Source organism: Alteromonas sp. RKMC-009, assembly GCF_003584565.2.
Taxonomy (GTDB): Bacteria; Pseudomonadota; Gammaproteobacteria; order Enterobacterales; family Alteromonadaceae; genus Alteromonas.
Window position 1 is genome coordinate 797103 of record NZ_CP031010.1, and the last position, 24790, is coordinate 821892.

Consider the following 24790-nt stretch of genomic DNA (forward strand, 5'->3'; position numbering starts at 1 on the left):
AGGTTTTACTCTTGACGGAGCGAAGGATGCCAAGAAAAAAATCCACAGAAACAAAGATCTACGTTTTAGATACGAATATTCTGCTACACGAACCCCTTGCATTTCTCTCATTCAAAGAAAATGACGTTGTCGTTCCGATGACTGTTCTTGAAGAACTCGATTACATCAAAGACAGTAAAAAAGACGTTGCCCGTGATGCCAGAGTGTCAATCCGCTCAATGGAAGACTTACTCCATGACGCCACCCCGGAAGACATGCTGGCAGGCGTATCCCTTGAAGGGCTGGGTGCAGGAGAAAATAAACCCACTGGTGCACTGTCTATTTTCGCTGATTTGAATATGGCTGAATCCCAGCAAATATTTACCAGCAACGAAAATGACAACCGTATTATCAATGTGGCGCTGCATCTGCAGAAAACCTATGCACCCCAGCAAGTTGTGCTGGTGACGAAAGATCTGAACATGCGCCTGAAAGCAAAAGGTGCAGGGCTTGCTCACGTAGAAGACTACCGTACCGACCAGCTCATCACAGACATTAAATACTTGTCGAAGGGCTTCCATAAATTTGAAGGCAATTTCTGGGAAAAGGTGAAATCGGTGGAAAGCCGCTCGGAAGGCAGAGACACCATCCACACGATCCCCCGTAATGTCATGGAAGATCCCTATATCAACGAATACTTGCTGGACGATACGCAGCAGTTCGCCGGTATTGTTGAGGATATGACTTCTGACACGCTGGAAGTGCTCGATTTAGGTTATGAGCGCTTGATGAGCCGCCATGCATGGGGCATATCTCCTAAAAATATTGGCCAGGCAATGGCACTGCACTCGCTGCTGGACCCGCATATAGACCTGGTTATTCTTACCGGGCCTGCCGGTAGCGGTAAAACGTTGCTGGCGCTGGCTGCCGCCCTTGAAATGGTGGTAGAGAAGAACATGTACGATAAAATTATCGTTACCCGTTCTACGCCGGAAATTGCCGAGTCCATCGGTTTCCTGCCGGGCACCGAGGAAGAGAAGATGGCCCCCTGGCTGGCAGCCATCACCGATTCGCTGGAAGTTTTGCATAAGCACGATGAAAACGCGAAAAGTTCGATGAACTACATCATGGAGAAAGCGAACATCCAGTTTAAGTCCGTAAACTTTATGCGCGGGCGAAGCATCCAGAACTCCATAGTTATTCTGGATGAATCGCAAAACCTGACGGCTGCCCAACTGAAAACCATTATTACCCGGTGCGGGGAGGGCACTAAGCTGATTTGTTCGGGTAACCTGGCACAGATAGACAGCAATTATCTGTCAGCGGTAACATCAGGGCTGACTTATCTGGTAGAAAGGTTCAAGAATTTCTCCGGCAGCGCCACGATTAATCTGGACGGGGTGGTACGCTCACGTCTGGCAGAGTTTGCCGAGCAGGAACTCTGAGCTGAATTAACCCTTTCAGGCCGCCTCTGCGCGGCCTTTTTTACTGAATTTCTTCCAGCGTATATTTTTTCTGTGCTACGGCAAATTCAGAGGTTGGCGCAATTTTACCCACTTCGTATAACGCCGGGCCGGTGGGTTCAATCAACACGTATGTTTTGCCGTCGGCTTTTATGGTTCTCTCGCCTTTGCGTGGTGTAAGTGCTATGCCCAGCAGGGCGTGGTCGGGCAATAACACCAGTACCATGGCAGTGTCTGGCAGAAAGGCTCTGGCTATGGAAGCGGTTAATACGGATTTGCTGTCACAGTCACCACGGTTTTCAGCGAGCAACTGGGCGGGTGGCGCAAAGCCTGAACCGTTACTTTGTGCCCGGTTATCCAATGCGTCGTAGGGAATGCTTTGCACCCAACTGAGCAGTATATTGAAATATTCTCTGGCATCCGCCTGCGCATCCACTTTCTCGTAAAATGCCTGGGAGAGCGGGATCAGTGTGCCGGTCATCTCGTTAATGTACCTTATATGATCCGGCTTGATGGCTTCCTGATTAAATGATGTGCGGTAGCGTGTGTAGTAGTGCTGATGCAGGTAATCGTTGAATGCTTTTTCCTTCGCTTGCGCCAGCTGGCCCTGAATAACTGCCAGTTTTTCCTTATTACGGGATTTTACTTTTATTGAAACTTTGTCGCCCTGTTGCCTGATTTGAATATTGGCATCTTTAGGGTTGAACTGACGGGCCACATTCAGCAGCTCTACCGTTACATATCGCATGGCAAGCTCAGGACGGTAATTTTTCTGTTCCCGTGGTCCCGCTGCCAGCTTTTTGTTATCCAGCGCAAAACTGACAGACTGGATTCTGTCCTGAGCATCAAGCCACTTGTACTGGTACGTTGTCTGGCCGCCGGCAGTATTTTTTTTAAAAGCCGTTTGTTCTGCTATGGCGCCGGTAGCGGCAAACATAAAACAAAACAACCACCACCGGAGCAGAGAGATATTCATATCAGATCGTATCCATTTGCGCCGGGGCGCAATGCGTCAAAATCCGCCGGAACAAACTGCCCGGCAATTACACAGAGTATGGAACAAAACCCGAATTTAACAAAGGGTTAAGCAGTAAACCAGTCCAGCTTCTTATGCAGTGTGACTACGCTGCCCACTATAATGAGTGTCGGCGGCTTCATTTCATCCAGTTGCGGATGAGTGGTGATAGTATCGAGAGTACCGGTAATGACTTTCTGAGACTCTCTGGTTGCTTCCTGAACCAGCGCAATGGGCGTGGAAGCAGATAAACCGTGTTCAATCAGCTTGCTGCAAATAACCGGCAGGCCGGTGAGGCCCATGTAGAATACGATAGTCTGATTTTGATGGGCCAGGGCCGGCCAGTTCAAATCGATGGTGCCGTTTTTCAGATGGCCGGTAGCAAAGGTAACAGACTGGGCATGATCGCGGTGAGTTAACGGAATACCGGCATAAGTACTGGCACCGCTGGCTGCGGTGATGCCGGGCACGACCTGAAAATCGATACCGGCGGCTATCAGTTCTTCGATTTCTTCGCCGCCACGGCCAAAGATAAACGGGTCGCCACCCTTCAGACGGACAACACGGTTACCTTTTTTCGCTTCTTCGACCATCAGTGAATTGATTTGCTCCTGAGGCAGAGTATGGTTACTTTTCGCCTTGCCCACATAGATCTTTTCGGCGTCCCGGCGCACCAGCTCCAGAATAGCAGGAGACACCAGCCGGTCGTAAACCACGACATCCGCTTTTTGCATCAGACGCAGGGCGCGGAATGTCAGCAGATCAGGATCACCCGGGCCGGCACCCACCAGGTATACCTGACCTTCAATTTTTTGTTCGCTTTGCGCTGCCGATAAGGCTTCGAGAAAACGTGCATCAGCTTTTTCTGGCTGGCCTTTTTCAACCAGTTCAGCGATATCACCGTCTAATACATCTTCCCAGAAATACCGTCTGGCCGTTACGCCTTTCAGTGACGACTTCACTTTCTCACGGAATTTCTCAGAAAATGCGCCCAGACGGGAGATATTTGCCGGTATCACTGACTCCAGCTTCTGACGTAAATAACGCAATAATACCGGAGCGACACCACCACTGCTCATTGCAATAACAATGGGGGAACGGTCAATAATCGAGGGCGTGATGAACTGGCAAAGTGGTGTGTTATCTACCACATTAACCAGAATGCCTTTTTCACGGGCAATATCATGTATATGCTGATTAATATCGGTTTCGCTGGTGGCCACAAATACCATTTGCTGCTCGGTCAGATCAGTATCCGCAAATTCACGTTCAATGAGTGTGACCCGGGGATTATCCGCGTAGGATTTTACGGTGTCGCACATCCATGGCGCGACAACAGTCACGCTGGCTTCGGATTTCAGGATCAATTCCAGTTTTCGGGCTGCCACTTCTCCGGCACCTACGATCAGGCAATGAGATTGTTGAGTGTCGATAAATAACGGGAAGTAACGCATGTGCCTGTGGATCCTGTAACGCAGATAATAACGCAGTGGTGATAGGACTATTTTGACGGGATTCCACGGAAAGAAAAGAGTTGTTTTGTGCCTTCTTATTTCCAAATGGCATATAAAAAAGGCAAGCTATAACGCTTGCCTTTAATCATTTAGTTTTTGCGGGGAGCCCGACGCTTTGGCGGCGTATCTGACCACTCGCGGATAGACAACTTCTGTCCGGCTACGCGGGTGTTCTGCAGCAGCTCTTTGGTTTCACGGGGCATGCCCTGAGGCAAATCAACGGTGCTGAATTTATCATAAATTTCGATAGCACCAATGTTCTTGCTGTTGATATTCCCTTCGTTAGCAATTGCACCAACAATGTTACCGGGCTTGGCACCGTGAGTATGACCAACATCAATACGGTAACGCTGCATGCCGGCTTCAGGTTTGCTTGAAGCGCGCTTACCACGACGGTCGCCTCTGTCACCTCGGGGGCCACGGTCGCCACGATCACGGGGCCCGCGGTCACCACGATCTTCCCGTTGTGGTTTGCTGTGCAAATCAGGACGGTCAGATTCTTTCAGTAACAGCGGTTCGTCACCTTGTGCCAGTTTGATCAGTGCGGCAATCAAACGCTCAGGCGAAGCTTCTGTTTCCTGTTGCAAAGATTCCACGATAGGCATCAGAGATTCCAGGCTGTCATCACTGGTTGCTTCGCTCACCGCTTGCTTGAACTTGCTCAGGCGCGTTTCGTTCAATTCATTAATTGAAGGAATCGGCATACGCTCAATGGGCTGACGCGTGGTTTTCTCAATGGCGAAAAGTAAACGCTTTTCACGGTGAGAAATGAACAGAATTGCTTCACCACTACGACCTGCACGGCCTGTACGACCGATACGGTGTACGTATGACTCTGTATCGTAAGGAATATCAAAGTTAACAACGTGGCTTACACGTTCAACGTCAAGACCACGGGCAACAACGTCTGTTGCAACCAGAATGTCGATAGTTCCCTGCTTGAGTTTTTCTACTGTGCGTTCACGGGCATTCTGCGGGATATCACCGTTCAGTGGCTCAACATCGTAGCCACGGGCAGACAATTTGTCAGATAACTCAACAGTCGCCGTTTTCGTACGTACGAAAATGATCATGCCGTCAAACGGCTCCACTTCCATAATCCGGGTTAACGCTTCCAGCTTATGGTGTGGTGCAACCTGGCAGTAACGCTGACGGATGGTGCTGGCCGTTGAAACTTTCGATTCAATTTTAACGTGCTTCGGATTTTTCAGATAACGCTGGGTAATCTTTTTGATTGGTCCGGGCATGGTTGCCGAGAACAGCGCTGTCTGCTTTTCTTCCGGAGCATGACTTAAGATGGTTTCAACATCATCGATGAAGCCCATGCGCAGCATTTCGTCAGCTTCGTCGAGAACCAGAAACTTCAGTTCACTTAAGTTTAATGTTTTGCGGTTAATATGGTCGATGATTCGGCCCGGGGTACCAACGACAACCTGTACGCCACGCTTAAGCTGACGAATTTGGTTATCGTAAGACTGACCACCGTATACAGGCAGTACCTTAATTTTTTGCGAAAAGCTGGCATAAACCTGAAAAGCTTCCGCCACCTGAATAGCGAGTTCGCGGGTTGGAGCAAGTACCAGCAATTGCGGTAACTTTGCTTCCGGGTCGATATTTGCGAGCATTGGAAGGGCAAAGGCCGCAGTCTTACCTGTACCTGTTTGCGCCTGACCTAACAGGTCATGGCCTTCAAGCAGTAGCGGGATACTTTCAGCCTGGATAGGGGATGGCTTTTCATAGCCAACTTTCTCCAGAGCCTGTAGTATGCTTTCTGGTAAGTTAAGGTCTTTAAATGTCAGCTCGACAGTATTGGTCATTAATGATCCTGAATGATTATATGAAAGAGGTGGGCACGGCACACGCCGGCACGATTACCCGGAGTACCCCTGAATCATGTATCTTCTGTGAATCATGTATCTTGAGGTGGCGCGGGCTGTTTTACTAAAGAGGTATTATATTCCAGATAGGAGTGGAATACCAAACAAGAAAGTAAAGGTACAAAGGATGAATTATAACAAAACAGGAAAACGGATAATAGTGCCTCTGGCGATTGCTGCATGTTTATCTGCGGGTCTCACCGGCTGCGGCAAAAAATCCACAGAAGAACACCTTGAAGCTGCGAAGCAGTTCGCCAATGCGAATAACAGTGATGCTGCCATTATCGAGTTTAAAAACGCGATAAAAAGTAATCCTAAAGCACCTGAACCCCGTTTCGAACTGGGTAAATATTATCTGCAAACCGGTGACTTTGACGGCGCTGAAAAAGAGCTTAACCGTGCACTGGATCTGGGGCAGTCTGCCTCGGAAGTGATTCCTTATCTCTCTGTGGCCTACCAGAAAACCGGTGCTGAAAATGCGCTGGCCGGTGTTGATTTTCAAATGGAAGGCATGACGGCTGTCGAATCTGCAGAAGTTGGCTTCTACAAAATGCAGGCCATGGCGCAACTGGGCAAAAATGAAGATGCGCTGGCGCTGATTGATCAGTTAGAAACCCTCGATACCAGTTCAGTGTATAAGGGGCTGGCGTTAACTTACCGCGATATTATCAATGAGAATGCAGAAGGTGCGCTCTCATCATTAAAAGCCCTGCGTGAGCAGGCACCGCAAAACAAAGATGTGTTGCAACAGTTGGGCAAACTGGCGCTGGCGACAGGTGATAAAGCGCTTGCCATGGATGCCTTCGGAGACTACGTAGAAGGTAACCCCACTGATGTAACCAGTAAATTTGCTTACATCACGCTGCTAATCGAAGCAGGAAAAACTGAAGATGCCGACCCGATGGTCACGGAACTGCTGAACAATAACCCTCAGCATCCGTTACTTAACCAGTATAAAGGTATCATCGAAGCTAATGCCGGCAACTATGAAAAAGCAATGAGTTTCCTTGAAACTGCCATGCGTAATGGCAATAACAATCCGGCGATTAGGTTACTGGGCGGCTATGTGGCCTATCAGATGCAGGATTTTGCCGCAGCCAATGAGTACCTGTCTGAGGTGGCGCCTGCTTTACCTGCCGATCATCCTGCGTTACGCATGCTGGCCGACAGCTTACTACAGATGGGGCAGGGAGAAGACGCATCACAGATCCTGAACCGGGTAGAAGTTGACGGTGAAGCCGGTGCATCACTGTTTTCAAAAGCCGGTTATCAGTTGTTACGCCAGGGCAACGTGGTAGACGCCAAAGCCATGATTGAAAAATCCGGCACCATGAGTGAAACCGCGGAAGACCTTGCCAGACTTGGTGTGCTGCAGTTATCGGTTAATGATATCGACGGGTTAGTGAATCTGGAAGCTGCCGCTAAAATGGCGCCGGAGTCTGTCGTGACGCAACGTACGTTGATCACGGCTTATATGACCACGAACAAACTCGATAAAGCGAAAGCAGCATCGCTGGAATGGGCTGAAAAAGAACCGGACAACCACACGCCACACTTATTCCTGGCGGAAATTGCGTTTAAGCAGGGTGACAAAGAAGGGGCTCTGGCTGAAATTGAAAAAGCAAAGGCGCTTAATCCCGGTACCACTGAAATCGATCTGGTACAGGCCAGATTACTTCTGTCTGAAAGCGACGTGCCGGCAGCAGTAGCGGTGTTAAATGATATTCTTAAAAAAGAGCCGGGTAATGTACAGGCGAGAGATGTGTTATACACAGTTGCTGTACAGACTAATGAAGCTGATGCCGCCGCCGTTGCACAGGGTGTTTATGATCAGCTCCAGAAAACGCCGGATGATCTGAATTTACGTTTATTAGCGGGCCGTATCGCCTTTGCCAATAACGAAGATGACAGAGTGATGAGTTTGCTGGCGCCGGTACAGGCTACGGTCAAGACGCCTAAGTTATACTGGAACCTTAAAGGTCAGACGCTTATCCGTCAGAACGACGTGAAAGGCGCTGCGGCACATTACGATGCGTGGCTGAAACTCTATCCTCAGGACAAAACTGCTGTGCTGGGAATGTTGTTACTGTTAGATGCACAGCAACAATATCAGCAGGGGCTGAATCTCACTAATTCATTTCTGGCGAAACAGCCTGACAGTCAGGTCAAATTACTGAAAGCCCATTTTCTGGCTATGACCCGCCAACCTAAGCCTGCAAAGGCGATTCTGGATGATATGCCGGAAAACGTTAAGGCGTTGCCCTTTGTTCGCAGTATTTACGCCCGTGTTGCTATTTTGGAAGGTAAGAGCGCGGATGCTGTGAAAGATGCCATGACAGCATATGACGCCAATCCGAACAGCCAGAATGCGTTGCTGGTAGTTGCAGCATACGAAACGTCTGGTCAGGCACCAAAGGTTAACCCGTTCATAGACAGTCACCTTGAGGCACATCCGGCTGATATCCGCATTGCCATGTTAAAGGCCGAGCGGTTGATCGGCTCCGATAAAGAAGGGGCGAAATCTGTGTACGCCGGTATTTTAGAGCAAATGCCGGAGAACTTTGTGGTACTGAATAACCTGGCTTACCTGTATTACGAAGATGGTGAACTGAATAAGGCCATGGAACTGGCCCGTAAAGCCGTTGGCCTGCAGCCTAAAAATGCGGATTCAGTTGATACACTGGCGCAGATCCTTATTCAGCAGGACAAGTATGAGGAATCACTGTCTTTGTATGAGTCGGTGGTCAATGATCAGCCTGTTGCCGATATTGTGTATCTGAACTACGTTCAACTGCTGCTTGATATGGGCAAAAAGGAAGTCGCACGCCGTAAAATGCGCAATCAGGAATTCACGACAACCGACGGGCAGAAGCGGGCGGAACGTATCCGCGTTCGCTACAGTCTGTGAACACCTGGTATTGAAGGGTAAACAAAAATCCCCGCTGAGTCGTCAGCGGGGATTTTTTTATGCTTCACAGTGATGGATTAAACAGCTCAGTCCGGAGATTTTTGCAACTTGTTTACTGTCTCACGGAGTGATTTCAGTTCAGCCATCACATCATTCAGCGTGGGCTCATTATTTTCAGCTGCGGCTTCACGGCGGGCGGCAGCGTTTTCCTGTTCCATCACACCTACTACAATACCAATTACCATATTGAGGAAGGCAAACGCCGTAAAGAAGATAAAAGTGAGATAGTACAGCCAGCTGAGCGGGTACACTGCCATGGTCTCGTACATGACATCCGTCCAGTCTTCAAAGGTCATTACCCTGAACAGCGTCAGCATGGAAATAGTGATATCGCCCCATAGCTCACTGTTTATTTGCTCAAATAAAGTGCTGCCAACGGCGGCATAGATGTAAAAGATGATAAACATCAGCAGCATGACATAGCCAAGTTGAGGCAAGGCTTTTACCAGCGACACCAGTAAGATCCGCAGTTCGGGTATGATGGAAATCATCCTTAAAACCCTGAACACCCTGACCAGCCGGCCTACGAGAGCAAGATCGGTGCTTTCAGCCGGGATAAGGCTGACAATCACAATCAAGGTATCAAACCAGTTCCAGAAACTTTTGAAGAACTGCTTTTTGTTTTTCTCGGCCAGAAAGCGGATGGTGATTTCCGTCAGGAAAAAGGCACTGATAAACCAGTCGAGTATCAAGGTGACCGAGGCAAAACCTCTTGGCATATCATAGGTTTTGGCGCCGACCAGTAAGGCGGAGATAATGATGACTGAGATAACAAAAATCTCAAATGTCTTATTAGAACGGATCCGTTCAAAGCGATTCTGGAGTTCAGTGGCTTTCATGATGTTGGCAAAATTACTACTTAAGTATAAATATTAAGAATCAAGAGTGTTTCAAAAATGCAGTTGGTTTTTCTACAATGTCATTAACGTTAACATCATCGAAGGCATGTATAATGGATGACTCATTATCAGGCTTGCAAGGAAAATTGCTGGATACCAGTGAAAAACTGGAGAATTTTATTCCCACTTCAGAGCATGCTTCCTCGCTGAAAGAGGACTTGCATGATTTGCTATCCATGCTTTCTGCATTGCAATCCCGTTCAGCAAACGCCGGCCAGTAATCTTATTTCATGCACATACGAAAAAGCCGTTTGCCCGCTAAGGCAAACGGCTTTTGCATTTCTCTTCACAATTAACTGTTTTCGGTATCCGCCGGACGTAAACCTTTGTTAATCATTTCAATATCCTGTGCTGTCAGCGTACCGGCAGCCTGTTTCAGATTAACAACCGCCTGAATGAAATCGTAGCGGGCACCAGCCAGGTTACGGCGGGCATCAAACAGGTTTTGCGTGCTGTCCAGTACGTCAACAATGGTACGGGTACCCACATCGAAACCGGCTTCAGTGGCTTCAAGTGCACTGCGGGCAGAAACCACAGCCTGTTCCAGTGCGCGGATAGTCGACATCGATGCTTTCACATCGTTAAACGAGCTGCGTACTGACTGAACAGTCTGACGATAGGTCAGTTCCAGATCCTGACTGGCAGAAATGTAGTTAAACTTCGCCTGCTCAGTTTGTCCCGATACGCTCAGGCCCTGGAATATTGGTACGTTCAGTTGCACACCAACGCTGTAACTGTCGAGGTACGGCGTGGTGTTGTCGATAACTTCGTTACCTACAGTCGTTGTACTGTGAGTTTTGTCCTTACCTGCAGACGCAGTTAAATCCAGTGTTGGCAGGTGACCGGCACGGGCAGAAGAAATGTCTTCTTTCGCAATGTCCATTGCCAGGCGGTTAACCAGTAACGATAAGTTCTTCTCTTCGGCGGTTTCCAGCCATTCATCCGGGGTGGCCGGTTGTGGCATGGTTGCAGAGAAGTTCTCTGTGTTGAGTTCGTACAGTCTGTCGTGGTACTTACCGGAAATTACACGAAGTGCTTCAAGTGCCAGCTCGACAGCATTTTCTGCCTGAATTTCCTGAGCAATAGTATTGTCGTAGTTAGCTTGCGCTTCATGGACGTCAGTGATCGCCGTTAAGCCCACTTCAAAACGTTGCTTGGTTTGTTCAAGTTGACGTTCAATGGCACTTTTCTGAGCTTTAACAAATTCCAGACTGTCTTTTGCACGTAACACATCAAAATAGGCAGTGGTTACCCGTACAATCAGTTGCTGCATGGCAGAGGCCAGAGTGGCGTCACTTTGTTCTGCTACTTTTTCCGCGCGGTCCAGACCTACCCAGTTGGCATGGTCGTATAATGACATGGAAAGGTTCAGGCCATAGCTGGTGGTATCACTGTCGGAGTCGATCATGGTGATACCTTCGCCTAAAAACTGGGCACGTTCAGCAGAAGACGTGGTATAACCTACGGTTCCTGAAATTTGTGGCAGTAAAGAGGCACGGCTGATGGTAATACCGGAGTAGGCAGCGTCCCGTTGCGCTTTGGCCTGATTTACAACCGGATCATTTGCCAGTGACTGCTGATATACTTGCAAAAGGTCGTCTGCAAATGCCGTTGCCGGAACACCTGCGGTAATACCTAATCCAACCATCAACGATAAGAGTGTTCGTTTCATTAATGTGCCTTCCTGTAATTATTGACGGTCCACTGGACTCATAAGCTATGAAGTGTATGAAATCACTCCGTAAACCGGTAGTCTGTTCTGGTAACAGGGCGTGTTTAACTGTAACAGAATATGTTATCGCCGCTTTTCTCTGTAAGCTTGAGTACGGCTTTTTACCAGAAAACCAAAATGGTGATTAAACAGCCGGTTTCAAGTTGACCAGTATCATAAGGCTTTTACATGCGAGAGTGAATGTAAATGAGCAAAAAAATCGGGATGTTTAACTCAAACGATATAAAGATTGAAGCAAAAACGCCACTGTATCAGGGCTTTTTTAAAATGGTGCGTTACGACTTCAAACACAAGCTGTTTGCCGGTGGATGGAGCGATACAGTGCGCCGTGAAATATTTGAACGGGGTCATGCCGTTGCCGTGTTGCCTTACGATCCTGATACGCAGGAATTCGTACTGATAGAGCAAATCCGGATAGGGGCAATGGCCACCAGTGACAACCCCTGGTTAATTGAAGTGATCGCCGGCATTATCGATGAAGGTGAAACCGAAGCGGATGTGTGTTGCCGCGAAGCTGAAGAAGAAGCCGGTATTGTACTCAGGCAACTGAGTAAAGCGACCAGTTACCTAGCCAGTCCGGGCGGCACCACGGAACGTATTCATATTTTTATGGCCACCACGGATGCCACTACCGCCAGCGGTATTCACGGCCTTGATCATGAGTCAGAAGATATCCGTGTTCACCGTGTAGCAGAAAAAGACGCCCTTGAATGGCTGGAAAATGGCCGCATTGACAACGCTGCTACCATAATTGCGCTACAATGGTTCTTCATGCATAAAAAAGTACTGTTGAAAAACTGGAGTCAGGTTTGAATCAGACAACGCGAAAATATGTACCACATCTTCCCAGCATGCAGGCACTGTGTGAACTGAACTACAGCCGTTTCCTGCGTTTGCTGCCGGACTGTGATACCGAATCGCTTGTCTACCGGTTTTCCGTGGCTGAGCAGTTCACTTATCAAATTACCATTGATGAGGCTGCCCGTTACACCACCACGCTGACGGTTTCTCAAAACAGTACCGGCACGCCGGAATATCTGAAACCGTCTATGTCTGTCAGGTTGTATCACGATGCCAGAATGGCTGAAGTCATCACCAGCCAGAACACCGGCGCGTTTGCCCCGTCATACGATTATCCCAACAGCAAAATGCGCCAGCGCAATGAGAAATTGATGATTAATATCTTTCTTGCAGAATGGCTGCAGTTTTGTCTGAAAAATAAACCTGTGGTATCGGCCCCGGTTTAATGCGGCTGCTGCAACTTTCCGACTGTCACCTGTTCGCCGATCATGCTCAGACAGGATACGGTGTAAATCCTTATCAGTCATTGAGCCGTGTGCTTGAATGTGCCGCCGGGGAATCGCCGGACTATGTGATAATTACCGGCGATGTGAGCGGCGATAACAGCGAAGAAAGCTACCGGCATTTTTTGTCACTGATGGACCGGTATCTGCCCGGCTGTGAATGGCGGGTCATTGCCGGAAACCATGACAGTAACACTCACTTTGAAGCTATATTCGCTGATCACATTCTTCATGCCGGAAACGCCTGGTGTATCGATAACTGGAAAGTACACGGGCTCGACACCCGTTTTCAGGGCGCCCGGGGGCAAATTCTGCCGGCAGAATTGCAGGCGGTGAGTGCAGATATCAACAGTACCGCTAATTGTTTTCACTTACTGGCACTGCATCATCATGTTTTGCCTAGCGGTAGCTGGATGGATAAACACGCATTAGAAAATCCGCAGGATCTGCTAGCCTGGCTTGAGTCCGCTACCGGTATCGCTCTGGCAATACATGGTCATGTGCATGCCGGATTATGCTATGAAGCCGCAGGGATACCCGTGCTGTCAGTACCGTCGACCTGTTGGCAATGGCAGCTAAACCCTGAATTTGGCACTGCTGCGTTACCCCCGGGATTCCGGGAAATTATGTTGTCGCCTGATGGCGAATGGACCTCTTCAGTCAGGAGAATTGAATGATTCACGTGTTGTACCTGCACGGCTTTCTAAGCTCACCTAAATCAGTAAAAGCGCAGCAAACTCTTGCCTGGTGTGAAAAGCACCGGCCGGATATCACGCTACATATCCCGCAACTGTCGAATTACCCTTCTCAGGTGGGGCAGCAACTGACAGACTATATTCAGGCTCATCCCCAACTGACAGAAACGGGTCTGCGCGCCATAGGCAGTTCAATGGGAGGCTATTTGTCTACCTGGCTGGTGGAGCAGTACGGCGGCAAAGCGGTATTAATCAATCCTGCGGTAAAGCCATTCGAATTGTTGCTTAAGTACGTCGGTGAGCATGTTAACCCGTATACCGGTGAGCCGTTTAAGATTGTGCAGGATGATATGGCGGTGCTGAAGGCAATGGACAGCGAAAGTTTAGCGGCACCGGAAAGCTATAGGGTACTGCTGCAAACCGGTGATGAAACCCTTGATTACCGCCAGGCTGAGGAAAAGTACGCTGACAGCGACCTTATCATTGAGCAGGGCGGCGACCACAGTTTTACCGGTTTTGAAAAACACCTGCCGGCTATTTTCCGCTTTCTTGATTAAAATCCGGCAGGGGGCTGTGTTGCAGCTTTTCTACAAAAAAGCTGAATTGTCTGCGCTGGACATAGTCTACCGGGCCGGTTGAGCGCCCGGCAGAATGCTCTCCGCCCGGAATGATCAGCAAATCAAAATCTTTGCCGGCTTTTACCAGTTTGTCGACGACCTGCATGGTTGACGCCGGATCTACGTTGCTGTCCTGTTCGCCGTTAATTATCAATAAGTTGCCTTGTAAATCCCCGGCATGTTCCATCGCCGATGAGGCCACATAGCTCTGATCGACAGGGTATCCCATCCACAGTTCATTCCAGCTGATTTTATCCATGCGGTTATCATAGCAACCGGCGTAGGCAACACCGGTGGTATAAAATTCAGGGTGGAACACCAGCGCACCCAATGTACTCTGGCCGCCTGCAGAGGCACCGTAAATGCCTGCGCCTTTTGAAATATCATACCAGGGATATTGAGCGGCAGCGGCTTTATGCCATTTTATCCGGTCGGGAAAACCTGAATCGCCAAGGTTTTTCCACGCCACATCATGAAAGGCTTTCGAGCGGTTTGCCGTCCCCATGCCATCCATCTGCACCACAATGAAACCCATATTTGCCAGCGCCTGCATACCAATGATTTTATCGCCTCCGGAATGGTAGCCAAACGGCCAGAAACTTTTAGGCACGAAACTGTCATGGGGGCCGGCGTAGATATTCTCTATCACCGGATACTGCTTTGTCGCATCGAAGTTCTGTGGTTTCACAATCAGGCCCCAGATGTCTGTTTTATCATCCCGCCCTTTTGCCACAAATACGTCAGGGGCAGTAAACCCGGCAGCGGTCAGGCGGGAAATATCCGGCTTCGCCAGTGTGCGCAGTAATTTGCCATCTTTTGTGCGTCTGAGTTCGGCCACATTGGGCAGGTCGGGTCTTGAATACACATCCACATACCACTGCATATCATCAGAGAAGCGCACTTCGTGATTTGCCTTCGCGCCGGTAAGTGGTGTCAGTGCCGTACCGTCAAAATTGATCCGGTAGTAATGCATGAAGTAGGGATCTTCGCCTTCATTCATGCCACTGGCAGCAAAATAGATCTGGCGGGCTTCATCATCAACATGCACCACTTCCCGCACCGGCCAGTTCCCCTGCGTAATTTGTTGCGGCTGGCTGTCATTATCCCCGTCATATAAATACAGGTGGGCATAGCCGTCCCGCTCAGATAACCAGATTCGCTCTTTGCCCGCCTTGTTTACATCGTGATAAAAGCCTCGCCAGCGGTTGATAAAGGTCTCAGCGTTCTCTTCAATGGCAACGGTTGCACGGCCGGATTGTTTATCCACCGTGATGATGCGTTCCTGCTGGTGGCCGCGGCGGGTGTAGTGAAACGAAAACGCACGGTTATCCTTATGCCAGTAAATACCGCTGATGATGTAAGCCTGATCTGTCAGTGAACGTGCCACATCCTGTTGTGATGATGTTGTCAGGTTAATCAGTACAGGCTGGTCGGCATCAACACGGTCACCGGGCTTGGGGTAGAGCTGTTTAACCACCTCAGGCTGCAAGCGGTTTTCAGGCGCTGCCACCACCCGTGTCACATACCGGGCTTCTCCCGGCACAAAACGGATGACCACCAGCGCGTCATTTTCGCCGGACCATTTTACCGAAGCAATGTCGTACTGATTTTCTGCAGAGCCGTCTGAAGTTTGATAAACAATGTCATCGTTGCTGTTTTTTATTACCAGGTTATAGCCTTCCTGCATGGCCCGGTATTTACCATCCGGTGACGCCGACTCCATATCATCCAGCGAAACGGTTAAATCCCGAACCACGCCAAACGCTTTGGGGCGATAAAGGTCGTACTCCTGCGCTCGGCAATCTGCACGGGACAAACTGCATTGCCAGTTCTCATAGTCCATACTGAAATGCAGGGTGTCATTTTCATTATCAAGCGTGACATGAGACAAGGGTAAATCTGATGGCAATACTTCACTGCCCAGGGCAGCCGACAGTCCTCTGGCAATGATGTCATGGTCAAACGCTTTCACCGGCTTAGCACCGGATACGGACTCACTGAACCAGGTGAAGCCGCCGGCTACTGTTTTGCGGTAAATGAATGTCTCATTGTCTGGTTGCCAGTCTGCGGGGAAAACAATGTCGCGGGTGAGGGTCTTCCAGTTTTCCCTGAGTGACACGGCAGCTTCAAAGTCAGCAGCGTCCGGCGATGATGCTTGTGAGGCAGGGGTGTAAGTGACAATAAGAGTGGATAACAAAGCTAAATGCGCAAATTTCACGGTTTCTCCCGGTTCTTTTTATTTTTTCTTCGTCCTGAATAATGAGACATCAGATTACGAAGTTTTCCGGGCAAAGGTAAAGCGTCTCTGTCTGCGTCAGATGCCCGCCGGACGCAAACGGGCAATTGCTCACATAACTGATGCCTGCTAACATCGTTTAAAACTGTGGCACGCCCGTGCCTATAATAAACAGCGTCCTGGAATAAGCAGCACTATGTCTAATCAATATAATTCCGAAGCGATAGAAGTCCTCAATGGTCTGGACCCGGTTAAACGCCGTCCGGGCATGTATACCGATACGATGCGGCCAAATCACCTCGGTCAGGAAGTTATCGATAACAGTGTGGATGAGGCGCTGGCCGGACACGCGACGAATATCAAAGTTATCCTGCATGAAGATCAGTCGCTGGAAGTCATTGACGATGGCCGGGGTATGCCGGTAGACATTCACCCGGAAGAAAAAATGTCCGGTGTGGAATTAATCATGACCAAGCTTCATGCCGGCGGTAAGTTTTCCAATAAAAACTATGCTTTTTCCGGTGGTTTGCACGGGGTAGGGATTTCTGTTGTTAACGCTCTGTCTACCCGCGTCGAAGTGGTTATCCGCCGTGACGCAAACGTCTATCAGATTGATTTTGCCAATGGTGAAAAGGCGGAAGAGTTACGGGTTATCGACTCCTGTGGTCGCCGGAATACCGGTACCCGCGTAAGGTTCTGGCCTGATCCTCAGTATTTCGATTCTGCTAAATTCTCTGTTTCCCGCTTAGTGCACAACTTACGTGCTAAAGCGGTGCTTTGTCCCGGGCTGCGCATCCGCTTCGACAACAAAGTAAGCGGCGATACCACCGAGTGGTATTTTGAAGATGGCTTGCGGGACTATTTGTATCAGGCTGTGCAGGAGTTTGAAACGCTGCCGGCAGACACGCCTTTTATCGGCAACTTTTCCGGCAATGCCGAGGCTGCGGACTGGGCTGTCATGTGGCTGCCTGAAGGTGGCGAACTGGTTACCGAGAGTTACGTAAACCTTATTCCTACTGCTCAGGGCGGTACCCATGTTAACGGTCTTCGTCAGGGCCTGCTGGAGTCTATGCGGGAATTTTGTGAATTCCGTAATCTGATGCCCCGCGGTGTAAAATTGTCCCCTGATGATATCTGGGACCGCTGTGCTTACATTCTGTCGACGAAGATGCAGGATCCCCAGTTTGCCGGTCAGACAAAAGAACGTTTATCCAGCCGTCAGGCATCAGCGTTTGTGTCCGGCGTGGTGAAGGATGCTTTCAGTTTGTGGCTGAACCAGCATACTGATGTGGCAGAGGCCCTGGCGGAAATGTGTATTAACAACGCCCAGCGTCGTTTGCGCCAGAATAAGAAAGTAGCCCGTAAGAAAGTGACGCAGGGCCCGGCACTACCCGGTAAGCTCACGGATTGTTCCGGTCAGGATATTACCCGTTCAGAACTGTTTCTGGTGGAAGGGGATTCTGCGGGTGGTTCTGCCAAGCAAGCCCGTGACCGTGAGTTTCAGGCCATTATGCCGCTGCGGGGAAAAATTCTGAACAGCTGGGAAGTCGAGTCTTCTCAGGTACTGGGTTCACAGGAAATTCACGATATTTCCGTTGCGTTGGGTATTGACCCTGACTCTTCGGATTTATCCGGTTTGCGCTACGGGAAAATTTGTATTCTGGCTGATGCCGACTCAGACGGTTTGCACATTGCCACGTTGTTGTGTGCCTTGTTCGTTCGTCACTTCCGTGCGCTGGTAGATGCCGGTCACGTATACGTTGCCATGCCGCCGCTGTTCCGCATCGATGTGGGTAAAGAAGTGTTTTACGCGCTGGATGAAAGTGAGAAGCAGGGTATTCTTGATCGTATTGAAGCTGAGAAAAAACGCGGCAAAGTGAACGTGCAACGCTTCAAAGGTCTGGGTGAAATGAACCCTATCCAGTTACGTGAAACCACCATGGATCCAAATACCCGCCGGTTGGTTCAGCTTACCATTGATGACAGCACTGAAATGTTAGAGATGATGGATATGTTGCTGGCTAAAAAGCGCTCCGGTGACAGAAAGTCCTGGCTGGAAAGCAAAGGGAATATGGCCGAAGTGGTGTAATGCCCCGCTGCCTTTATTAATACTAAAAATAGCCACATCTGTGGCTATTTTTGATTCTGGATACCGCGTTGAATACCCGGCCGGATTATTTATCCAGTGCCAGCCTGACACCCAGGCCTACCAGTAATGTGCCGGTAAATTTGTTTAAATAATTCAGGTATGCCGGGTTTTCCCGCAGTTTTTTACTGATAAAGGCTGATGCCGTCGCCAGGCACAGGCCATATACTGAACTGGTGACGACGAAAGTCAGCCCCAGAAGCAGAAAGCTGGTGAAGTGACTGGTACTGTCAGGTGCAATAAACTGAGGCAGAAAAGCAAGGAAAAACAAAGCAACTTTCGGGTTCAGTGCGTTGGTTATCAGGCCCTGGCGAAATACGCCGCCAAAACTCTGATCTGTGAGCGGACCGTTACCGCCCAACCCCGACTGACGGGTGAGCACCATTTTAATTCCCATATACACCAGGTAAGCGGCGCCTGCCCATTTTACGGCTGTAAACGCAACCGGTGAGGCAGTGATTAATGCAGACAGACCCACCGCCGCCATAAGCGTATGACAAACCGCACCGGCAGAAATGCCCAGTGCAGATGCAATACCCGTACGTTTACCCTGCGCCATACTTCTGCCCAGAATATAGAAAGTGTCCGGGCCGGGGATCAGGTTCAGCATAATGCTGGCTAGCACAAAGGCTTCAAAATTTTGAATACCGGACATGTAAGGCTCCTTTCTTTAACGGGTGAGTTTCATATCAATATGGGGAATACCGTCTTCCAGATACATGGTGGATGTCGGCGTAAAGCCAAATTTTCCGTAGAAACCTGCCAGATGTTCCTGTGCGCCGATTTCAATATCCTGCTCCGGCCAATATTCAGCGCAGTACGCTAATGCTTTTTCGATCAGAGTGTATCCCTGTCCCGAACCGCGACACTGGCTGGTTGTCAGCACCCTGCCAATACTGACTGAAGGATAGCTGAGCCCGGGCGGTAACAACCTGGCGTAGGCGACTATGTCTCCGTTCTCATAACCAAGCAGGTGACGAACACCGGCCTGAGTATCTTTATCATCCAGCTCAGGATAAGGACAATTTTGCTCTACGACAAACACATTTATTCGTGCCTGAACCAGGGCGTACAGTTGGGTGGTTGTTAGCTCACCGAAAGTCAGGCATTGCCAGTTGAGCATAGTATTATCTGCATTGTCTTTAAAATGAATAAGGGAAATGTATCAGGCTTACCGGATTATTGCACCGGCATTCCGGAAGCATAGTCCTTCATTTCACCTGCATATCAGGTGGCACTCTGGTCAATCTTTGCTAATTTTTGTATGAGGCGGCAATCAGGCTGCCTTCTTTTTTAGCGATCCGGCTTCGGAACATTTTTCAATGAAAGACATCAGCTTACACGATAACGGATTTGAGGCCGTTTTCAGGGCCTCAAAAGATGGTCTGGGTATTTTCCGCGAAGGTATATTCTTCGATTGTAATCAGTCGATGCTGGATCTGGTCGGTATCGCTGATAAAGAACAGTTCATCGGCCTGACACCTTTCGATTTTTCCCCTGAATATCAGCCTGACGGTCAGGTGTCGGCTGAGAAAGGCGCAAAGCTCATTGAGCGTTGTATGGAGGAGGGGAGTTTACGGTTTGAATGGCTGCATTCTAAATTCAGCGGAGAGCCATTCTGGGCGGAGGTCATCATCACAAAAATGATGATGAACGACGAAGTTGTGGTGCATGCAAACTGGCGGGATATTTCTGAAAAGAAAAACCTTGAACTGGAAATCGCTGCACAGAAAGATGCCTTTGAAACACTATTCAATGAGTCAGTAGACGGATTATGCCTGCTCACCAGCGAGCACTATCTGGATTGCAACCGCGCCTTTCTCGATCAACTGGGATTCAGTACAAAAGAGGACATTATTTGTCTGACGCCCATGGATATTTCGCCCGAATATCAGCCGGATGGCCGGCCGTCTGAAGAGGCTGCCGTAGAGATCATCGAAAACGCATTTAATAAAGGCAGTGTGCGGTTCGAATGGGTGCACAAAAAAGCCTGCGGGTCCGAATTCTGGTGCGAAATTATTGTCACCCGAATTACTCTTGGCGGAGATGATGTGCTGTACGCCATCACCAGGGATATATCTGAAAAGAAAGCACTGGAATTACAAATTGTAGAGCGCAATGCGGCTCTGAAAGACTCCAATGCCAGTCTTGAAACCATGATCAATGATTTGAAGCAAACTCAGGATAAGTTAATCGAGTCGGAGAAAATGGCCAGTTTAGGGTCACTGGTGGCGGGGGTGGCTCACGAAATAAATACGCCGGTAGGCATTGGCCTGACGGGGGTAACCCAATTAATGGAAGAGTGCACAGATATCCGTCAGCGTTACGAGAAAGGCAGCCTGACAGAAAACGACTTCGAAGACTTCCTTAACAGTGCCAATGAAATCGCTGATATCGTGAAAAAGAATCTGGTAAGAACCGCTCATCTGGTGAGAAGCTTCAAGCAAGTTGCGGTGGACCAGACCAGCGAGGAAGACCGCGAGGTGAACCTGAAGCAATACTTCGATGAAGTGGTGTTCAGTCTTGCCTCGGTGTTACGAAAAGCCAGTGTCGTGGTTGATATTCATTGCCCTGATAATCTCAATGTTATTACTAACCCGGGTTTGTTGTCTCAGGTACTGACCAATCTTATAGTCAATTCAGTCAATCACGGTTTCAGTGAGCGTGACAGCGGACATATTGCCATGACGCTCAGTGAGCTGAACAGTCACGAATTTTTGCTGGTGTACAAAGATAACGGTAAAGGGATCAGCGAGGAAAATGCACCGAAAATCTTCGACCCGTTTTTTACTACGCGGCGGGGTACCGGCGGCACCGGACTCGGGCTAAATATCACTTACAATATTATTACGAATGCATTGGGCGGAAGCATCAAATGCAGAAGCAAAGAAGGCGAAGGCGTAGAGTTTACCATTCAGTTCAAAGTGACTGACCGGCTGTTGTAATGTTCAGCCCTTGACCAGTGACAACGCATTTGCGGTAAGAAAGCGGGTGTTATTCCGTCCGCCTTTTTTCGCCGCATAGAGTGCGTCATCAGCTCTTTCCAGCACCACATGCCAGCCGAGATCGCCCTGTTCCATGGTGGCCATTCCCACACTGACAGACAAGGGAAGGGATTCGGTTACCATACACAAGGGCGTTGACTGAATAGCGAACCGCACCCGTTCAGCAATGGCTTTCACATCGCTGACTTTCAGCCCTGCCAGCATGATCACAAATTCCTCGCCGCCAAGACGGAAGTGATAGTCGTACTCCCGTGTGGCTTCCCTGGCGACATTCGCAATATGACGAATGGCTCTGTCACCGGTTGTGTGTCCGTACTGGTCGTTTACATTTTTAAAAAAATCGATGTCGAAAGTCACAAACGCGAAGGATAGCTGATTACGCTGGCAGCGGATAAATTCTCTGCTGGCAGATTCATTCAGGGCATGACGGTTAAACCAGCCGGTAAGCGCGTCGGTTCTGGATACGGTTTTAAGGGTGACTTCCCGTTTCCAGGCGTGAACAAATATTAATCCCAGTGTCAGGCCGGAAATGTACAACAGCACAACCAGTGAATTAGTGGTCTGAATAATATCGTTACCAAGGAACTCAAGGTGGTCAGGGAAAAGAAGAATTGCCACAGCACTGCCGGCGGTGTGAACAATGAAAAGCAGAATAATCGTCATGACAGCCCAATAACTCTTACCATGGGCCGAGTGTCTGAAGCGCCACAAGTGGAAGACGCTCAGCAGGTTTAATGTCAGCATAACCGGGTAAATGGCCAGCATGCGGAATTCCACATTGCTGCTGATTGCATCGTTAAAATGCATCAGCAAAACAAAAGCTGAAAACACGCCAATGGAAAGGTGGCTGTTCACCGAGCGGGTTTGGGATGTAATCCCGCTGAGCACAAAACCATGGGCGGCGATGTACAGTGTGTTAGATAATACAGGGGTAAGAAGCCAGGGAACGGTGCGAACTGACGCAACAAGGATTAACAGGCTGCAGGCAAGAAAACATACACCGGCCAGGGACCAGTCACGCATAGCTTTATCAGCGGTGTTGGTCAGAAAGAGAGCTGACAGCGTAATAGCCATCATTGCACTTAGTAAAACCGTGCAGAGGGAAAGCGTAAACAAGTCCATGTGAGTTCCACGTCAGGGAAGAAATATCGAAATCCGTGATATGGAAAAGTAATTTGCAGCAATACCGGATGCAATTCAATACTAATGCGATGAACGGATTAAGATTGATCCGAATCCGGGGTAAGGTTAGTTTCAATGAGATACCCGCTTAAACAAGGACATTCACACCCTATGACATCTCCCCGTGCAATCAGCCAGTCAACCCGCGCCATTTTGTTCGATCATGACGGTACCCTCATTGATTCTGAACAGGTGCATTATGAAATCTGGCGAACCGTGCTCCGCCAGCATGGTGTGAGCCTGAGTGAAGCTTTTTACAGTGATGTAATGGCCGGTATTCCTGTTGCCCAAAACGCGGTTGATGCAGTGACAATGTTTAATCTGCCCGTTGCCGCAGAAAGTCTGGCGGAAGAAAAACATGAACAAACCCGCCGGTATCTTGCCGGGCAGCCTTTTCCTCTGATGCCTCACGCGGTACAGACCATTAAAAAGTGTTACCAGAGCGGCTATCAACTGGCCATTGTGACCGGTGGAAGCCGTATTTCAGTAGAGCGCACGCTGGAGGCCCGGAACCTTCGTCATATGTTTTCCGCAACAGTATCCGTTGAAGATGTGACTGACAGCAAGCCGGCACCGGATTGCTATTTACTCGCCATGAAAAAGCTGGGACGCCAACCCCATGAATGTGTAGCCGTTGAAGACACTGAACATGGTATGCGGGCAGCGGTGAACGCCGGTGTGCCATGCGTCGTTATACCCACTGTCCATTCAGCCGGACACAATTTTAACGATGCCACATCCAGATATTCATCCCTTCAGGCATGGTGGATGTTAGAGTCCTGATTGTCTGAAGACATACCGGGATTGAATTTATTCCGGAATTCACAAAGAATAATAACCTTCGGTTTAAGAGGCGGATCCGTTTGCGAATATTACGTGGTGTCATTATAGCGTTGCTGGTGAGTGTATTGCTGGTGGCGGGACTGATTGTACTGATGATAGAAAGTGAACCTGTGGTTGATGTAAAAGCAGCGGAACAGGTGGCAGATGCCGATACTGTACATGAACTGCTGGCTCAGCTGGAATCCAGTGTTTCAGATCGCCATCAGGGCCACACTATTACCATCACAACTCAACAGTTTGACTCCATTGTGGGCTTTTTACAGCGTGCTACGCCGGACTTCCGCGGTAAGGTAACTGTGCACCCCGATGCCACCCGTTTACAAGCCAGCATTGCTATTCCGGTGGATTTATTTGACAGTTACCTGAACGTTGATGCCACGATTTTGCCGGCTAATTTTCTGTTGCTGGATGAAGTGAAAATTGGCGATTTACATATACCCGGACATCTGGCGGTAGGGTTGGCCGAGTGGCTGGTTAACCGCTGGACTAAAAGTGATATCGCCACCCAGGCAAGGGAGCAGATTGAAAAAGTCAGTATGACTGAACAGGAAATGATGGTCAGTCTGCGTCCTATGGACGGCTTCCTGCGCAATCTGAACGAAGTCAAAAATGGTTTATCGGTGGATCAGGACGACGAGCTCCGGGACTTAACGGCCTATTACCTGCGCTACATCTCGTTTCAGGATATTACCCTGGCGGATACCCCGCAACCGGCAGTGGATTTTATCCGCCTGACCATGAAACGCGCTGCTCAGCGAAGCACACCGGAAAACGCGGCGGAACATAACCGTGCAGCCATTCTGGCGCTGGCAATTTTTATCGGCCATCACCGGGTTGCCAACTTTGTCGGAGACGTTCAGCCTGATGCCGATAAAGCTCTGAAACCGTTAACGCCACCATTATTGCGGGGCCGCAATGACCTTGCCAGGCACTTTCTGATTTCCGCTGCATTAAAAGTATTAAGCGAGCAGGGTGTCACACTGGCAATCGGCGAATTTAAAGAGTTGATGGACCGTGCTATGGGCGGAAGCGGTTACTCTTTCGTGGATCTGACTGCTGATATGGCCGGCATTGAGTTTGCGCGTGTGGCAACGTCACCGGTTCATGCTGTCCGGGTGCAGCAACTATTATCTGACATGCATGACGACGATGTGATCATGCCGCCGGTTGACGGTCTGGCAGAGGGATTGTCGAAAGACCAGTTTATTGAACAGTTTGAGCGGGTAGACAGCGACGCCTACCTGCAGGAAGTGGCAAAGATAAAGGCCCGTCTTGCAACGGTGCCTCTTTACCAACTTGAAGACAACTGAGGGCG

Annotated in this window: 20 protein-coding genes; 11 read left to right on the forward strand and 9 right to left on the reverse strand. The window is 49.2% G+C overall.

Going from position 1 to position 24790, the window contains the following annotated elements:
• The first annotated feature begins 26 nt into the window (after positions 1 to 26).
• A complete protein-coding gene (locus DS731_RS03495; protein WP_119500020.1) occupies positions 27 to 1424 on the forward strand; it encodes a PhoH family protein in 1398 nt (465 codons plus the stop codon).
• 40 nt (positions 1425 to 1464) lie between these two features.
• Here DS731_RS03495 and DS731_RS03500 read toward each other — a convergent pair whose 3' ends face one another.
• The 3 genes from DS731_RS03500 to DS731_RS03510 form a co-directional block, all read right to left on the reverse strand.
• On the reverse strand, positions 1465 to 2418 hold the full coding sequence (locus DS731_RS03500) for a hypothetical protein (protein WP_232373470.1): 954 nt from the start codon (positions 2416 to 2418) through the stop codon (positions 1465 to 1467).
• A 107-nt stretch (positions 2419 to 2525) separates the two neighbouring features.
• Positions 2526 to 3911, reverse strand: coding sequence for a siroheme synthase CysG (gene cysG / locus DS731_RS03505; RefSeq protein WP_119500021.1), 1386 nt, complete (start codon positions 3909 to 3911; stop codon positions 2526 to 2528).
• 149 nt (positions 3912 to 4060) lie between these two features.
• A complete protein-coding gene (locus DS731_RS03510) occupies positions 4061 to 5788 on the reverse strand; it encodes a DEAD/DEAH box helicase (RefSeq protein WP_119500022.1) in 1728 nt (575 codons plus the stop codon).
• Positions 5789 to 5975: 187 nt separating this feature from the next.
• Between DS731_RS03510 and prsT the strand changes: the two genes are divergently transcribed.
• On the forward strand, positions 5976 to 8756 hold the full coding sequence (gene prsT, locus DS731_RS03515) for an XrtA/PEP-CTERM system TPR-repeat protein PrsT (RefSeq protein WP_119500023.1): 2781 nt from the start codon (positions 5976 to 5978) through the stop codon (positions 8754 to 8756).
• A gap of 86 nt (positions 8757 to 8842) precedes the next feature.
• On the opposite strand, the gene DS731_RS03520 is transcribed toward prsT, so the two are convergent.
• Positions 8843 to 9655 carry an ion transporter gene (locus tag DS731_RS03520; RefSeq protein WP_119500024.1) on the reverse strand — a complete coding sequence of 271 codons (813 nt, stop codon included), beginning with the start codon at positions 9653 to 9655 and terminating at the stop codon, positions 8843 to 8845.
• Positions 9656 to 9768: 113 nt separating this feature from the next.
• Between DS731_RS03520 and DS731_RS21870 the strand changes: the two genes are divergently transcribed.
• On the forward strand, positions 9769 to 9936 hold the full coding sequence (locus DS731_RS21870) for a hypothetical protein (protein ID WP_161599088.1): 168 nt from the start codon (positions 9769 to 9771) through the stop codon (positions 9934 to 9936).
• Positions 9937 to 10007: 71 nt separating this feature from the next.
• On the opposite strand, the gene tolC is transcribed toward DS731_RS21870, so the two are convergent.
• Positions 10008 to 11387, reverse strand: a complete 1380-nt coding sequence (tolC, locus tag DS731_RS03525) for an outer membrane channel protein TolC (protein ID WP_119500025.1) — start codon at positions 11385 to 11387, stop codon at positions 10008 to 10010.
• 246 nt (positions 11388 to 11633) lie between these two features.
• Here tolC and nudF point away from each other — a divergent pair, with 246 nt between their 5' ends.
• Genes nudF through DS731_RS03545 form a run of 4 tightly spaced genes read left to right on the forward strand, consistent with a single transcriptional unit; the run spans position 11634 to position 14003 of the window.
• Positions 11634 to 12260, forward strand: a complete 627-nt coding sequence (gene nudF, locus DS731_RS03530) for an ADP-ribose diphosphatase (RefSeq protein ID WP_119500026.1) — start codon at positions 11634 to 11636, stop codon at positions 12258 to 12260.
• A gap of 38 nt (positions 12261 to 12298) precedes the next feature.
• Positions 12299 to 12694 carry a DUF1249 domain-containing protein gene (locus DS731_RS03535; protein ID WP_119500027.1) on the forward strand — a complete coding sequence of 132 codons (396 nt, stop codon included), beginning with the start codon at positions 12299 to 12301 and terminating at the stop codon, positions 12692 to 12694.
• Complete coding sequence (locus tag DS731_RS03540; RefSeq protein ID WP_119500028.1) at positions 12694 to 13428, forward strand: metallophosphoesterase family protein; 735 nt, start codon at positions 12694 to 12696, stop codon at positions 13426 to 13428. Before DS731_RS03535 ends, DS731_RS03540 begins: the two co-directional genes overlap by 1 nt.
• Positions 13425 to 14003, forward strand: coding sequence for a YqiA/YcfP family alpha/beta fold hydrolase (locus DS731_RS03545; RefSeq protein ID WP_119500029.1), 579 nt, complete (start codon positions 13425 to 13427; stop codon positions 14001 to 14003). The genes DS731_RS03540 and DS731_RS03545 overlap by 4 nt, the downstream gene beginning before the upstream one ends.
• Here DS731_RS03545 and DS731_RS03550 read toward each other — a convergent pair.
• A complete protein-coding gene (locus DS731_RS03550) occupies positions 13981 to 15786 on the reverse strand; it encodes a DPP IV N-terminal domain-containing protein (protein ID WP_442858448.1) in 1806 nt (601 codons plus the stop codon). The genes DS731_RS03545 and DS731_RS03550 overlap by 23 nt on opposite strands.
• Positions 15787 to 16495: 709 nt before the next feature.
• Between DS731_RS03550 and parE the strand changes: the two genes are divergently transcribed.
• On the forward strand, positions 16496 to 18388 hold the full coding sequence (parE, locus tag DS731_RS03555) for a DNA topoisomerase IV subunit B (RefSeq protein WP_119500030.1): 1893 nt from the start codon (positions 16496 to 16498) through the stop codon (positions 18386 to 18388).
• Between the two features lie 85 nt (positions 18389 to 18473).
• On the opposite strand, the gene DS731_RS03560 is transcribed toward parE, so the two are convergent.
• Both DS731_RS03560 and DS731_RS03565 read right to left on the reverse strand, forming a co-directional pair.
• Entirely contained in the window at positions 18474 to 19100 is a 627-nt protein-coding gene (locus tag DS731_RS03560) for a LysE family translocator (RefSeq protein ID WP_119500031.1), read from the reverse strand.
• Positions 19101 to 19115: 15 nt separating this feature from the next.
• Positions 19116 to 19568, reverse strand: coding sequence for a GNAT family N-acetyltransferase (locus DS731_RS03565; protein WP_119500032.1), 453 nt, complete (start codon positions 19566 to 19568; stop codon positions 19116 to 19118).
• 199 nt (positions 19569 to 19767) lie between these two features.
• Here DS731_RS03565 and DS731_RS03570 point away from each other — a divergent pair, with 199 nt between their 5' ends.
• Positions 19768 to 21390: a PAS domain-containing sensor histidine kinase gene (locus DS731_RS03570; protein WP_119500033.1), complete on the forward strand. Its 1623-nt coding sequence runs from the start codon at positions 19768 to 19770 to the stop codon at positions 21388 to 21390.
• A gap of 3 nt (positions 21391 to 21393) precedes the next feature.
• Here DS731_RS03570 and DS731_RS03575 read toward each other — a convergent pair whose 3' ends face one another.
• A complete protein-coding gene (locus DS731_RS03575; RefSeq protein ID WP_119500034.1) occupies positions 21394 to 22572 on the reverse strand; it encodes a GGDEF domain-containing protein in 1179 nt (392 codons plus the stop codon).
• 171 nt (positions 22573 to 22743) lie between these two features.
• Here DS731_RS03575 and DS731_RS03580 point away from each other — a divergent pair, with 171 nt between their 5' ends.
• Positions 22744 to 23415 carry an HAD family hydrolase gene (locus DS731_RS03580; RefSeq protein ID WP_119500035.1) on the forward strand — a complete coding sequence of 224 codons (672 nt, stop codon included), beginning with the start codon at positions 22744 to 22746 and terminating at the stop codon, positions 23413 to 23415.
• An 80-nt stretch (positions 23416 to 23495) separates the two neighbouring features.
• Positions 23496 to 24785 carry a hypothetical protein gene (locus tag DS731_RS03585; RefSeq protein ID WP_232373471.1) on the forward strand — a complete coding sequence of 430 codons (1290 nt, stop codon included), beginning with the start codon at positions 23496 to 23498 and terminating at the stop codon, positions 24783 to 24785.
• The last annotated feature ends 5 nt before the right edge of the window (positions 24786 to 24790 follow it).

What these genes read in the sequence shown, in the direction of transcription:
- DS731_RS03495 (WP_119500020.1), top strand. Translation starts at nt 27, where the DNA reads ATGCCAAGAAAAAAATCCACAGAAACAAAGATCTACGTTTTAGATACG.
- DS731_RS03500 (WP_232373470.1), bottom strand. Translation starts at nt 2,418, where the DNA reads ATGAATATCTCTCTGCTCCGGTGGTGGTTGTTTTGTTTTATGTTTGCC.
- cysG (WP_119500021.1), bottom strand. Translation starts at nt 3,911, where the DNA reads ATGCGTTACTTCCCGTTATTTATCGACACTCAACAATCTCATTGCCTG.
- DS731_RS03510 (WP_119500022.1), bottom strand. Translation starts at nt 5,788, where the DNA reads ATGACCAATACTGTCGAGCTGACATTTAAAGACCTTAACTTACCAGAA.
- prsT (WP_119500023.1), top strand. Translation starts at nt 5,976, where the DNA reads ATGAATTATAACAAAACAGGAAAACGGATAATAGTGCCTCTGGCGATT.
- DS731_RS03520 (WP_119500024.1), bottom strand. Translation starts at nt 9,655, where the DNA reads ATGAAAGCCACTGAACTCCAGAATCGCTTTGAACGGATCCGTTCTAAT.
- DS731_RS21870 (WP_161599088.1), top strand. Translation starts at nt 9,769, where the DNA reads ATGGATGACTCATTATCAGGCTTGCAAGGAAAATTGCTGGATACCAGT.
- tolC (WP_119500025.1), bottom strand. Translation starts at nt 11,387, where the DNA reads ATGAAACGAACACTCTTATCGTTGATGGTTGGATTAGGTATTACCGCA.
- nudF (WP_119500026.1), top strand. Translation starts at nt 11,634, where the DNA reads ATGAGCAAAAAAATCGGGATGTTTAACTCAAACGATATAAAGATTGAA.
- DS731_RS03535 (WP_119500027.1), top strand. Translation starts at nt 12,299, where the DNA reads ATGCAGGCACTGTGTGAACTGAACTACAGCCGTTTCCTGCGTTTGCTG.
- DS731_RS03540 (WP_119500028.1), top strand. Translation starts at nt 12,694, where the DNA reads ATGCGGCTGCTGCAACTTTCCGACTGTCACCTGTTCGCCGATCATGCT.
- DS731_RS03545 (WP_119500029.1), top strand. Translation starts at nt 13,425, where the DNA reads ATGATTCACGTGTTGTACCTGCACGGCTTTCTAAGCTCACCTAAATCA.
- DS731_RS03550 (WP_442858448.1), bottom strand. Translation starts at nt 15,786, where the DNA reads ATGGAGTCGGCGTCACCGGATGGTAAATACCGGGCCATGCAGGAAGGC.
- parE (WP_119500030.1), top strand. Translation starts at nt 16,496, where the DNA reads ATGTCTAATCAATATAATTCCGAAGCGATAGAAGTCCTCAATGGTCTG.
- DS731_RS03560 (WP_119500031.1), bottom strand. Translation starts at nt 19,100, where the DNA reads ATGTCCGGTATTCAAAATTTTGAAGCCTTTGTGCTAGCCAGCATTATG.
- DS731_RS03565 (WP_119500032.1), bottom strand. Translation starts at nt 19,568, where the DNA reads ATGCTCAACTGGCAATGCCTGACTTTCGGTGAGCTAACAACCACCCAA.
- DS731_RS03570 (WP_119500033.1), top strand. Translation starts at nt 19,768, where the DNA reads ATGAAAGACATCAGCTTACACGATAACGGATTTGAGGCCGTTTTCAGG.
- DS731_RS03575 (WP_119500034.1), bottom strand. Translation starts at nt 22,572, where the DNA reads ATGGACTTGTTTACGCTTTCCCTCTGCACGGTTTTACTAAGTGCAATG.
- DS731_RS03580 (WP_119500035.1), top strand. Translation starts at nt 22,744, where the DNA reads ATGACATCTCCCCGTGCAATCAGCCAGTCAACCCGCGCCATTTTGTTC.